Source organism: Candidatus Nomurabacteria bacterium (genome assembly GCA_020632395.1).
GTDB lineage: Bacteria > Patescibacteriota > Dojkabacteria > SC72 > JAHDCA01 > JACKFQ01.
In genome coordinates, this window is record JACKFQ010000010.1 from 1 (window position 1) to 14,019 (window position 14,019).

A 14,019-nucleotide genomic window follows, 5' to 3' on the forward strand; every position below is an offset into this window, starting at 1 on the left:
ACACCCTTGCAGGCATTGAGAAAGGAGCTAAATATGCTATGATCCTATTCCTCAAGTGGTGCACTTCAACTGCGAATGCAGGATATTTATTAGTGATGTATTATCTGACCTAGTAAAGTTGACAAGATATATATAAGGTATATAATCAATATAGTTTTTGCCAGATATCAGTGACCAATCCGTACTGCTCAAAATAATTGATTAGGTATGAGATGGGATCAAACCAAGACCACCATACGAAACTAGGGGAATTTTTTGCAACCTCTATCTGCGGAAATGATATCCTCAGCTCAGTTTTGTATGTTTCTGGAATTGCCGCGGTCTTTACAGGTGTCTTTGCTCCAGTTGTGCTACTTCTTGTTGTTGGCGTACTTTATCTGTACAAGGCTGTGTATACCGAAGCTGTTGAGGCATTACCCGTCAATGGAGGAGCCTACAATTGCTTGCTTAATGCATCTTCCAAGATGTTTGCCTCTGTAGCAGGTGTTATGACAATCTTGTCATACATTGCAACAGCCGTTATCTCAGCAAAAGTCGCAATAGAATACCTACATTCCATAGTATCTGTACCAGTTATACCCGCGACAATAGTTCTTCTATTAGTATTTGCACTATTAGTAATTTCCGGAATGAAGGATTCTGCAAAAGTTGCATCAGGTATCTTTATTTTCCATCTGATCACCCTTGCGACCTTTATAGTTTTTGGAATTTTGTATTTTTTGAATAATGGGATCGGCGAATTCATGGCAAATTATTCAGAGACACTCTCTACAATAACTGAAAATGGTGGATTACTACCTACGTTGTTCTTTGGGTTTTCAGCTTCGCTTCTCGGAGTATCAGGGTTTGAGAGTTCTGCGAATTTTGTTGAAGATCAGAAGAAAGGGGTGTTCCGAAAGACTTTGCGAAACATGCTTGTAGGAGTTGCGATCTTCAATCCATTGATAGGACTTCTTGTATTGAATACCCTTCCAATGGAAACTATCGTTATATCAAAGGATTTTCTTTTAGCTGATGCGGCACTCTCTTTAGGAGGGGATATGTTGAAGATGTTGATCGTCACTGACGCTTTTCTAGTACTTTCCGGAGCTGTTCTGACTGCATTCGTAGGTGTAAGTGGACTGATGTATCGCATGGCTGCTGACAACTGTCTTCCCGGACTATTCACCAAAGTAAATAAAAAGGGCGCAAATCCGAGAATAGTCATATTTTTCTTTGTTCTATGCAGTTCTATCCTTGTCCTGACAGGAGGAGATCTTTTATCATTGGCAGGCGTGTATACTATTTCTTTTCTGGGTGTCATGACACTCTTTGCTTTTGGTAATCTACTATTAAAGCGAAGCAGGCCTCGTCTAGCTAGAACCTATCGTGCTCCTGTCATATATGCAGTGTTGGCAGGTAGTGCTACAGCAGCGGGTATTGTGGGTAATATTATGATCGATATGAATAACTTGATATTCTTCTTAACGTACTTCATACCAACCCTCCTGGTTGTATTCTTCTATATTTATCAGGAATATAGTCTTAACTTCTTGCTGTCGGTTACTCGAAGGTTTAAAAAGATCAACGAATACCTTTATAGAAGATTTGATGATGCTATAGATGGAAATTACCTGATATTTGTCAAATCTGCCAAAAAGCTTTTTTACGCCCTAGATTATCTAAACAAGAACGAGATCGGAAGAAATCTGTATGTGGTTGTCTGCCAGAAGGATTTATCAGATAAAAACTATCAAGAGGTCAAAGATATGCTTGAGATGATAGAAAAAAGCGGTCTTTACGAACAGTATGTGATTAAGTTGATCCATCGACAGGCGGATTTCGATCCAGAAACCGTCGCTGAGATCAGTCATGAGCTCGAGATCCCTGCAAATCGGATCCTGATCGGATCGATCAAAGAGCATCACACCTTTTCTTATGATGAATTAGGTGGTGTGCGAATAATCTTCTGATACTCTTTCCCATCCCTACAAGCAAATACCTCTTCTACCAGGGGTTAATATCCATAACACTATGGATAGGGAGTATACTATCTGAATCTGTCCTCAAAACCGTTTCTTTGGTGTTCGATAAAGCTTCCGGATAACCTTTTCCATACTGATCGCAAACTTTTCTTTCTTGATCTCATCACCACTATAGTGGCAGGAGAACCTATAAACATATCTGAGATCATTTCTGGATGGGTGTGTACTACACCACCGAGAATCATTAGGATCATCCCGATGATGCTAATGACCACTGGTGAATCCAAGATACCGGTATACGGCAAGTTGAGAGAAGATCCGTTCGCACTTGCTCCATTTAAATTAGGATCTGTAGTTGAGCCTGTTGTTCCAGTTCCATCGTCTAGATCTCCAGCACCATTATCTCCTGTTAGCGGAGGGTCAGTCGTGCCATTGTCATCACCAACAATAGTATCATCTCCACCTGTGTCATCATCCCCGCCCGTATCTCCACCACCACCGATACCTGATGCCTCGTAATAGCAAGGATTTGCTATGTAGGTTTCATTCGATTTAATAATAAATACCTCATAAGGTGATCCAGATAGTGTAATGTTTACATTACCAGATCCACTACTATTCGTGATACCAGGGAAATTTTTTACTGGATATGCAGATACGCTTTCTGATGCGAATACAGAGGATACATCAACAGGATATATTCCTGTAGTACCCTCCCAATTGATTACAATAAGAGTAGCTATAGATGGGTCGTATTCATTTCTTTCAAGATAAACTTGGTTCGTTTGCGGGATAGAGGCTGTAGTAGAGTGTTCGTCACCAAGTACAGTTTTTGAAGGGTATCCATCACGTACTTCCGCTATGTATCCTTTCCAAGTATCCAGATCCCATGTCGATCTGGAAGTGTTATCCTTTGCAATGATCGCACCCCGAAATACATCTGGATTTCCGTTATTTTTAGTAAAATCGCTATAGGTGTTGTAATCAATGACGGTATCATCTAATAGGGCTACATTCCCAGGGTCATACGCTATATTGTCTACTATTATAGTGAGATCATAACCATCTCGATAGTATGTATTTCCTGTAATTTCTGTAAAATCTCTACCTACAGCTGCAGGGTCGCTATCCACTCCCCACAATGAACTCATCTCGATCCCTGAATTCAAAAAAAGATTGTTGGTGATCAGACCTTGAAAGGGTCTACCGGCCGCATACAATTTTGATGATAGAAAATAATTGTCATTTATGGTCATCTTCTCCATTGGCCAAGTTTCTCCGTTTACTCGTAGTTCTGTGCTTTCTACAATATTCTTCTCAAAATGCATTCCACTAACCTTCGCACCACTACTTCTTGCACTGATCCCGAAGCTTTTATTACAGGTATCGGAGGGTTTTAGTAAAACATTGTTAACATAATATCTGTAACCATATATATAGCCAGCATCATCACGGTACGAATGATGACCGTAAATATCATGTCGTGGGACATTATCACAATCCTGACCTTCACCGATATCATATACAATATTCCCATACACAACATGATTCATTAAAGTGCCTTCCGGTAATGATTCTGTAGCTTCTATACCCCAGCTCCCAATCCCGTTTTTATCATATAGGTCATGGATTATATTGTTGATCGCTCTAGAGCCTTCAGCGAGCATAACTATTCCCGAGCCTCCCTCTCTAGAGGCTTGTACTAAGCCATCGGGATCTGTTAATTCAATTCCCCAGATCCAGTTGTACATCCCTTCAGTTAGTGCTGTCGAATCTCCAAGTGAGATATTACCCTGCATTTGGGGTCTTTCACCTGGTTGTGCCATAAAGACGATAGGTTTCTCTTGGGTTCCTGATGCCGTAGGGTTAAATGTATAGTCACCATCGGCCCCAGTGTAATCACCAGTTGCTAGGCAATACAGATCTCCTGCAATTGCCTGATTTTTAGCTTGTAATAGCGTGATGGCACTACTCGGTGTGCTACCATCCCCACCACCTGTTGGTGAAACAAAAAACCTCCGTTGAGGATTTAGTTCTGTGTACCATGGGTTGATCGTTTGTGCGTTCACAGAGGTAGTGGCAAAGTCGTAAGAATATAGTAAATATAATGAAAAGGTTAGGATCGCACAGAAAAATAGAGACGATCTGAGAAGATGTGTATTAGGAGAGGGGATCATGATTGGTGTAGACGATTTATCTCTCATGTTTAACTAGTTCAGAAACCTATTATTTTATCGTTAAGTAAACATCTCTATTATATCTCGATATATCATTCTCTATTGTTTATCAATAACTTAGTACCTATGTATATTCTCCCTCATGTTTCAAAGTATGATCTAACAAAGGTCTAATTATTATTGAAGATATATTAATATTGAAAAAGTCACTACAATTTCAGTCTATCCTTATAGTGGGTAAAATTCAATCTATGTTCATAGATTCATAACTCGATCGCGAAAATTTTTCTATGTAAGTTATATGCATTGATCATCTTTGACCATAATTAAAATTAACAGAATTGGCAAGAGAAGTGTTGAAAGGTTAGCTTGAAGAAGGATAATTCGATATTCCACCAGATTTTTTATGTTGGTTTGGTAGAAGTACTGCCCAGTCTGTTGTCCCTAGTATCAATTAGACAGTAATTGTTGAGTTGGAGGTAATTTTAGGGTATTTTATTAGTAAGATTAAAGTATCAGGTCGAAGATATGAAAACAAAAGTAAATAAAAAGTTTCTATTGCTGGCTACCTTGATCATTCCCGTAATCCTTCTCTTGGTTGTGGTGTTTATGTTCTTTTCCTCTATTCCCCGAAATGCGGTTTTTTCAAATATCACAGATCGTGCGGTCACAATATCGTGGGTGACAACAGTAAGATCGCCCGGGATGGCTATAGTCACAAACGATAGTGGCAGGAGGATCGGTCTTTTCAAAGGTGATTCTCAATATGGTTATGATGATAGGGATGTTGTAGTCGCAGAAGAAAAACTAGCGGAAGAAAATCTTAAACGAGTATCAAAAGGTGATACTACTGTACGATTTGAAGATCTGAAGATCGAGTCAGGTTCTGTTAGAAAGGGCTGGTATTACACTCATCATGTGACGATCACAGATCTAGAACCGGACTCACAATACTCTGTAATGGTCGGAAATGGATTGTTCTTCAGGCAGGTAGCAGATTCGATACGAGGCAATGATACTGTACGAACTCATGTACTTTTGGATTCTTTACAAACCCCTGATCCTGTATATGGAAAGGTAGGTTCTTGGAAAGGTGAACTTGCAGATGACGGTGTAGTATATATGAAGTTATTGTATGAGGGTGGGATCGAATCTGGAGTTTTATCTTCTCCGATCAAAGCAGATAACGGTACATTTTATTTGGATCTATCAAATCTTTTCACACCAACAGGTGAAAAGATCGATAAAACCGCATTGATCAGATCTGAGATCGTATGGGTTGAAGGCGGACCTAACGGACGGATCGGTGAATTTGTGGTAGCTACAGACAAGGATGCACCTATGGACTCGATCATTTTGCAAGATCCTGACATTGTACAATTCCCATATGATCAAAGGGCTGGTCGTACGACAATATACTTTCCTGATGTGATCTCATCAGTAGTTGACCCTGATCCCCTTAAATTATCGACTGAGGTAAGTGCAGATGGGTTAGGTTTACTAGGGGATGGCTTTTTTGTTATCTGTGCAGGAGAGTGTAATAACTACTGTCGTAGACCTCCATGTCCAGTAGGTCCAGATGGAGGATGTAATGATGGAGCATCGTGTAATACCGAACAGGAGCCTCCTAGTGGAACACCTCCGGGGGGAAATAAACCTGCTTGTGTATCGCCTAAGCAGTGTATCCCTTCAATATACTGTTCTAATGGTCTTGCAGTAAACTGTCAGACAGGGACTGCTTGTGATGCACGAACCGATGGTATGAATTCTTGTGGTTTGATAGCAAGTCAAGGTGGGACTGGTGGGGGTAATACTGGAGGTGGAGGTAATAATGGTGGGGGTACAGGTAACAATGGAGGTGGTACACCGGAAGTTCCAGCTTTTCCTGGTGGAGAATACCACACACCGGATCCGTCTCAGCAACCGTATTCCATTAAACCTCCCTCAATTTATGCTCAAGTTCCCGAAGATCCTGACAGAGTATTATTTGACCCTGTTACTCAGAATTACTATTTCATTTCTGAAGGTGAGTATCGATTTACATATGAAGATATTGAGTACACAGTGGTTCTGCCTGAAGGGCAAAGCTACTATACGATCTTCATCGATACAAATGGTAACGGTATTAGGGATGAGGGAGAGGTTACACTGAGTGAAGATATCGATCTGTTGATGTTGGAGCGAGTTGCAGATGTGATCAGTTATGATATCAAAGCGGGTTTGAATTTTATCAGTATCCCTGTTGTATTAGATAGGTCTAATACTGCAAGCGCATTACTGGAAGATCTAAATCAGCGTTATGGTGGAGTCTTCTACTCAATAGCAAAATACGACACTAATTGGAAGGTCGTAGGTGACAACCTTAGCGTTTTTAATGTAAATGATTTTCAGATAGTTCCTGGTTCAGGATATGTTCTGAAATCCAAAGTAGATCTACAGATCGAATTGACCGGTAAACAAGTTGTATTCGAAAACGAAGGCGACGTTGCCCCAATATACCTAACCCCTGGCTGGAATCTGGTAGGTTTGTATGGAACCAAAACGGTAGATTATACTGCTGAGAGTTTGATCGATTCGGTTAATAATTATCAAGAGGTAGATTTCCTGATGGATAATGTGTCTAGTTGGTCTGTGAGTAGGGGAATGTATCAAGGTGTGCAGAATTCCGAAGGAGTTATTTATGGTACAGACTTTCCATTAACACAACAGATAGGTTTCTTTATGAGAGTATTGCAAGGTGAGGGTAGTTGGCAACCGGAGCACGAGTGATCACACCCCTGTCCCGAGTGCTAAGTTCGAAACACGAGTGATCATACCTAAGCAACAGATTCAACATCTGGTAGAAGATCAAGGAGATGTGACATAACAATGATCGAATCCTGATAAATGTAATGTAGCAGGGTTCGATGATCTGAGCTCCAACAACCAGCAACAATCAACAACGACTAGTAATAAACATCTACTATCATCAGCAACCATCAATCACCAATTAGAATCAACTGAATCAAGTTTAAGGTGGATTTCTATCGTATCCCATTCACCATTCACCAATCCCCGACCATATGATAGAATTACCTGTTCTATTGCGACAATTATGAAAACAGTACACAGACTTTACAAAATGATCACAGGTGTCCTCATGCTCCCGTAGGGGAGTATATTTGCAACTTCCAAATTACTGATTAACTAATTTCAATTATACTAAATCAATGGCGCATTATGATTTCAAAAAGATCGAGGATACATGGAAAGATAAATGGTATAGCAACAATCTTTACAAAGCAGAAGATTTTTCTGATAAACAAAAGAAATATATCCTTGTAGAATTCCCATATCCATCTGGTAAGAGCATGCATGTAGGGCATATGCTTCGATATACCGTCCCTGAGATATACTCTAGGTTTCTACGTATGAGAGGATATAATGTTTTGTTCCCTATGGGATGGGATGCATTTGGATTACCAGCGGAGAATTATGCGATCAAAACAGGTGAACATCCTGCAAAGATCACAAAAGAATTGACGGATTACTATCGAAAGTCAATGCAGGATATGGGGTATGGGATCGATTGGGATAGAGAGGTAAACACCACAGATCCGAATTACTACAAATGGACTCAATGGATCTTCCTGAAGTTTTGGAAAGAGGGACTTGCAGAATTCAAAGAAGAACCTGTCTGGTGGTCTGATCAGATGAAAACTGTACTAGCTGAAGAAGAGGTCATCAAAGATGAAAATGAAGATCCGGTAGCTGAGCGTGATGGTAGCCCTGTTAGGAGGAGGTTGCTGAAGCAATGGGTACTGAAGATCCCGGAGTACGCTGATAAATTGATACAGGGTTTTGACAATGTTGATTTTCCAGAATCGATCAAAGCCGCACAAACAAATTGGATAGGACGAAGTGAGGGTACTGTTGTGAAATTTCCAATAGAAGGACATAAAGATGAGACTTTAGAGTGTTTCACTACTCGAATAGATACGATCTTTGGTGTCACATATATTGCTATAGCACCAGAGCATGAAAAGTTAGATAAACTGTTGGTAAATTGTACTAATCCCGATGAGGTTAGGGATTATGTTGCTAAAGTAAAGAAGAAAACTGAGTTAGAGCGTCAACAAAATAAAGAGAAAACGGGTGTTTTGATCGAGGGAGCCTATGTTGTCAACCCATTCGACACCTCCCGGCAGATCCCCGTCTATGTTGCTGATTATGTCTTAAAAGATTATGGTACTGGAGTAGTTATGGGTGTTCCGGCACATGATGAAAGAGATTATGAATTTGCAAAGAAATTTGGGATCGATATTATTCCTGTGATAGCTCAGAAAAAAGGTGTCATCCCATCAATTGATGATGATCATGAGTGTTTCGCAGATCATGGATATGTTGTGAATTCAGGAGAATTTGATGGAATGACATCAGAAGATGCGATAGAGAAAATGACAGCATGGCTAGAGGAAAGAGGTTTAGGTAAAGGAGAGATAACGTATAAGATCAGGGATTGGTTATTTACCAGGCAGAGGTATTGGGGTGAGCCTATTCCTTTGATCCATAGGATTGATGGAAAGATAGAACCTGTAGCTGATCCGGACGATCCTCAACAGGTAAAGGAGAGATTACCCTTAAAGCTACCTGAATTGCCTGATTATAGTCCTTCAGATGATGGAGATTCACCATTAGCCAAAAATACAGAATGGCTTAACACAATCGCTGATGATGGCACACCTGCAAAGCGGGAAACTAACACTATGCCAAATTGGGCAGGTTCTTGTTGGTATTACCTCCGATATCTGGATCCTAACAACGACAATGAGATCGCTGATATCGAGAAAATGAAATACTGGCTCCCTGTAGATAAATATTTCGGTGGAAGTGAACACACGACCTTACATCTTTTATACTCGCGATTCTGGCATAAGTTCCTTTATGATCAGGGGGTAGTTCCAACACCAGAACCATATCAATGGCGCTTGAATGGGGGCACTCTGCTAGGGCCTGATGGCGTTCGTATGTCAAAATCACGAGGAAATGTAGTAGAACCACAAGAGAAGCTACAGAATTACGGTGCAGATGCGGTTAGGATGTATATTGCATTTATTGGCCCTTATGAAGGTACTTTCCCATACAATGAGAATAGTCTAAGAGCCTGTAGTAGGGTTCTAGAGAATATCTATGAATTAAGAACTACTGTTTCTGATACCGTTGAGGATCAGGCTCTTGAAAAGAAATTGCATGTAATGATCAAGCGTGTCACAGGAATGGCTGAAGAGCTAAAAATGAACACGATCGTCAGTGATATCATGGTATTCACGAAGGATATGCGTTCTGCTGGTGCTGTTCCGAAAGATGTTTGGATGAACTTTATAAAGGTCTTAGCACCGATCACACCATTCCTTGCAGAAGAGTTGTGGCAGGAGGTGAATGGATGGAAAGAATGGGAGGATGCCAATAGTGTCCATCTCCAAAGTTGGCCTGAATATGATCCTGCAAAGGTTGTTGAGGAGCAGGTCGAGGTGCCGGTCCAGATCAATGGGAAGATGAGGGGGGTTGTGTTGCTGGACGTTGGTGCTAGCGAGGATGTTGTGAGGAGGGTTATTGAGGAGGATCCGAGGGTTGCGGCGTATTTGGAGGGGGTGGAGATAGAGAAGTTGATATATGTGCAGGATAAGATCGTGAACATCCTGACCCGCTAACTTATAGTCGGCGATTGTTAAAAGACTCAGAGACTATTCGGGTACCAGGTCAAAACGCTCGCAAGGCCTAGAGTCTAGAAGCCCAAGAGTCTAAGAGACTAAAAGGCGATCTCGTACAAAAATGACAATCTATGGAGAGATTCAGTAGAGTCTATCAATTCAATAGATTCAATAAAGCATATGCATTATCTTGATATACTGGTAATATTTGAGAGGGGTATCCAGTCGGTAAAGAAGGTTTTTGATGGGTCGTACTAGACCGATAGCGAGAATCTCTGATTACTTGTATAATTAATGTATGGCAGTTGATGCAAAAGGAATAATTAAAGATAACGGAAAACTTATCCTATCTGTAGTTGGGATAGTTGTTTTGGCGGCTGTAATGTCTACAGCCACTCAAGAGGATGGGGGTATGTTCGGATTTTGGAAGATCGACCCCATAAGCACACCACAGGTAGGATTGGATAATATTGGACCACAGCCTGTCGCTACAGATGATGACACCGATATAGAACCCGATACGCAGAACGAGATCGCACGACCAGTCGATAATGGTAAAAATTCCATATACAATAGACCTCCTGAATTCGCATTAAATGATGGATCTGACTATCAAGCAGATATCATCACCACTATGGGAACTATAAGGATAGACCTCCTCGAAAATATCGCGCCGGAGAATGTTAATAATTTCATTTTTCTAGCGAATGACGGTTTCTATTCCGGCACCTCCTTTCACAGAATCGTGGCTGATTACATAATACAGGGAGGAGATCCACTAGGTACGGGGTATGGCGGACCTGGTTATTCGATCGATGATGAGATCAATGGCGATCTTCTCTTTAGACCTTATTCTGTTGCTATGGCAAATTCGGAAAGTGACACAAATGGATCTCAATTCTTTATTGTCTCGAAGAATGCGTCCACAGAAGACCTCCGATCACTTGATGGGAATTATACGATAATTGGTGATGTGGTTTCAGGATACAATGTGATCGATGATATTGAGCAGGTTGCTGTAAACAATTTCTTTATGCCATTCGATCCAGTCACGATCTCCGATGTTAGGGTGATCGAGCGATAGACTCAACGATTTTCCTGTAAAGACCCTGATGTTAGGGTGATCGAGCGATAGGCTCAAAATTTCATCGATAGTTCATTTCTGTAAAGCACCATACTCTAAAACCTTATAATACGCGATTACAATTAAGGTCGCCTATGTCTTGCTTACGCGCTATCTGTCTTGTCTATGATAGATCATTATCTCTGATTGTTGGTAAGTGTATAGATTGTGGTGGATCTTTAATATTGAATTAAGGGGTCGTCACTATACAGGTAGAATTTTTAAAATAGAATTAAGCAAATTATCATCTATCGCAGATATACTTGCTTTATGAGTGAAATAGTTGATCTACACATTAGAATAAAAAAACTGTTGGTTGAGAGGATCTATGAGAGCTTCTTTCTGATCTTTGTTGTGGGATCGGTTCTTGGGTATGCTGTCGGAGCTAGGATCGATAAGTGTGATCTGCCCGATGAAAATGCTATAGAAGTGGTTGATGAGGAGAAGCCAGAAGCTGATGTTTCAGTCACAATGGAGGTGCCGGTACCGATCGTGAACGATCCAGATAGGTCTTCTGGGTTAGTAAATGATATACAACTGGAGTCCGTCTGTGCCGATATTGCAGGAGCAATAGCCAAGCCAGGAGTATATTGTTTGGACCAAGGGAGTATGGTTATAGATATTGTTAAAGAAGCAGGAGGATTTTCAAGTAGTGTTGCAGACTCATATGTTGCAAGGATAATGAATCTGTCTCAGCAGGTTAGGGCAAATTCTAAGATCTATATACCGTATGAAGAGGAGGTGAAGTGCGATCTGCTAGAACTTACACTAAAGAATGTTCGGACAGATGAAGTATTACCAAATGTCGGATCTACTGGTGAAACCACTGAGCCACTACCTGAGCAAACAGATGAGCAGAATCAAAACTCAGATGTATCCGCACCATCTTGTATAGATCTAAATAGTGCCAGTATATCCGAACTCATAGAGATAGATGGAATAGGTGAGTCTACCGCTCAAAAGATCATTGATGCACGACCATTTGTGAGTGTTGAAGGATTGTTGGATGTTTCGGGTATAGGAGATGCTAAATATGCTCAGATGAAAGATAGTTTCTGTCCGATATGAGATCTGAGAAACGGGGCATTCTGGTGAGGATCACGTCACCGTTCGGAGGTATATTTAGATATCTTCGGGAGGATATTTTGATATTTGCATGTTTGATGGGGATTGTGATCTGTACCGCCACATACTTTGATGTTGTCGGAATGGGATCAGCAGTTGCACTCTCATTATTCACTACAGTAGTTGGATATCTCGTATATGATGGCAATCGATCATATGGTGTGCTGGTTATACTGGTTTTGCATATATTCATGATTGTAGGGATTGGATCATTTTCAGTTAGATATTCTGATGGTAGGGTGGGGTTTGAGAATTTTCAGCAGATCGAGGATGAAGTGATCGATGATTTGGTGGTGATCCAACGTCTAGATGGACATGGAAGATCTACCTATACACTATTCAAAGAGATTCAGAATAGTATGGGTGAAAATAGTTCGATTGTAAGATTTAAGGTTGTTGTCAGAGGGTTTACTAGGTATCGTATCGGTAATGTATGTAGATTGCCAAAGAAGGTGTTTATTCGCGGGGATCAGGTAGATCCAAACAGGCAGAGAGAGATCGGTAGATATCTGAGATCGAAGGATATACAAGGTACTGTGTACTCAGATCGAATAGAGTGCTTAGAAACAGAACAAACGGTTTGGATAGATGTACTTAGATGGATAAATGTTCTGAAAAGAGCGATAGAGAGTGAGATCTACCTTGGGGTAAGCGAACCGAAAGCAACTCTGCTACTTGGGATGATATTTGGAGATGAGAGAGAGTATCAGGATGAGTTAAATGAAGGCATACGTCTTTTAGGTTTGTCACATGTGGTAGCAGCTTCCGGCTCAAATGTCAGCTATATCGAGAACTCAGTAGAAAAGTTTTTAGGTAAGTTGGTTCCGGCTAAAGCACGGTATATCATCAAGATCCTTGCCCTATGTATATTTGCAATGATAGCAGGATTGTCTGGATCTGTTCTTCGTGCTGTTTCAACAAGATGTGTGAAGATCGTAGCTCAAATAGTGGGACGTAGAGTAGGTGATGTTCGAGCTTTGGTCATTGCTTCTAGTATCCTTCTCGTGTGGAAACCAAATCTTGTAGATGATGTGGGATTCCAGCTTTCTGTAGTTGCAGTATTGGGGTTGGCAGTAGGGGGAGACCTGTATGAGATCGTTAGTAAAAGTATGCGGTCGGGTTTGGTACAGCGGGGTGTTGATATGCTTGGTGGGTCGGTGTTGCCTAGTTTTATCTGTACAGTGTTTACGATACCGGTGACATATTTCCGCTTTGGGGCCGGTTCGCTTATGACAATCATTCCGAACGTACTGATCCTCCCGTTGTTAGATGAGATCTTTACTATCGGGATAATTGCCACGATATTCTCCACGATTTGGGGTGGATCAATATCTGGGTATTTATGGAATACTTTAGACTTGCTACTTTCAATATTTGTCGAATTTGTAGAAGTAGGAGCAGATCTATTTGTAGACCATGGTTTAGGTTCGGCTAGCTCTTCTATCATATGGTTCTGCTCGATCAGTATCATATTTATAGTTTGTACAAGGTATTCAAGTTCTAGAAGCTATTATTTATCGGGGTTGGCAAAATGAGGTGGTTTGTTTTGACCCTTTTGATCTACTCGATCGTTCTCACAGATACGGTAGATCCGGTAGATTCGGGAATCACATTTTTAAATGTCGGTGTGGGAGATGCGACTATTGTTCGAGTAGATGAGAAGGTCATCTTTATCGACGCAGGTCCTTCAGATTCGATTTTGTACAATATTGATAATCTTCCTAAGAAGATCGATCTACTAGTGATCACTCATCAACATGAGGATCATATATCTGGTGCTAGATACCTGCTAGAGAGATTTGATGTCAGGGAGGTGATAATGCCCCGTTTATGTGATGTTGATCCTATCGATGTTCTCTACCCATCTGGGGCTGAAACAAGAAAAACAGCTATAACTCTATTGGATAATAATGATCTTATAGAGTATCAATATCCACTCC

The 14,019-nt window shown here is 40.8% G+C and carries 8 protein-coding genes; 7 read left to right on the forward strand and 1 reads right to left on the reverse strand.

Annotated features, from left to right (window positions below):
- Positions 1–212: 212 nt before the first annotated feature.
- Positions 213–1,952: an APC family permease gene (locus H6763_04350; protein MCB9804023.1), complete on the forward strand. Its 1,740-nt coding sequence runs from the start codon at positions 213–215 to the stop codon at positions 1,950–1,952.
- 77 nt (positions 1,953–2,029) lie between these two features.
- On the opposite strand, the gene H6763_04355 is transcribed toward H6763_04350, so the two are convergent.
- Positions 2,030–4,168 (reverse strand): hypothetical protein, encoded by a 2,139-nt coding sequence (locus H6763_04355; protein MCB9804024.1) that lies wholly within the window; start codon positions 4,166–4,168, stop codon positions 2,030–2,032.
- A 501-nt stretch (positions 4,169–4,669) separates the two neighbouring features.
- On the opposite strand from H6763_04355, the gene H6763_04360 reads away from it, so the two are divergent.
- The 6 genes from H6763_04360 to H6763_04385 all read left to right on the forward strand — a co-directional run.
- A complete protein-coding gene (locus tag H6763_04360) occupies positions 4,670–6,910 on the forward strand; it encodes a fibronectin type III domain-containing protein (GenBank protein ID MCB9804025.1) in 2,241 nt (746 codons plus the stop codon).
- Between the two features lie 440 nt (positions 6,911–7,350).
- Positions 7,351–9,831, forward strand: a complete 2,481-nt coding sequence (locus H6763_04365; GenBank protein MCB9804026.1) for a leucine--tRNA ligase — start codon at positions 7,351–7,353, stop codon at positions 9,829–9,831.
- Positions 9,832–10,129: 298 nt separating this feature from the next.
- Complete coding sequence (locus H6763_04370; protein ID MCB9804027.1) at positions 10,130–10,915, forward strand: peptidylprolyl isomerase; 786 nt, start codon at positions 10,130–10,132, stop codon at positions 10,913–10,915.
- A gap of 309 nt (positions 10,916–11,224) precedes the next feature.
- Complete coding sequence (locus H6763_04375; protein ID MCB9804028.1) at positions 11,225–12,022, forward strand: helix-hairpin-helix domain-containing protein; 798 nt, start codon at positions 11,225–11,227, stop codon at positions 12,020–12,022.
- Positions 12,019–13,614: a ComEC/Rec2 family competence protein gene (locus tag H6763_04380; protein MCB9804029.1), complete on the forward strand. Its 1,596-nt coding sequence runs from the start codon at positions 12,019–12,021 to the stop codon at positions 13,612–13,614. The genes H6763_04375 and H6763_04380 overlap by 4 nt, the downstream gene beginning before the upstream one ends.
- Positions 13,611–14,019: MBL fold metallo-hydrolase (locus H6763_04385; protein MCB9804030.1), on the forward strand; the 409-nt coding region annotated here is incomplete at its 3' end. The genes H6763_04380 and H6763_04385, both read left to right, overlap by 4 nt.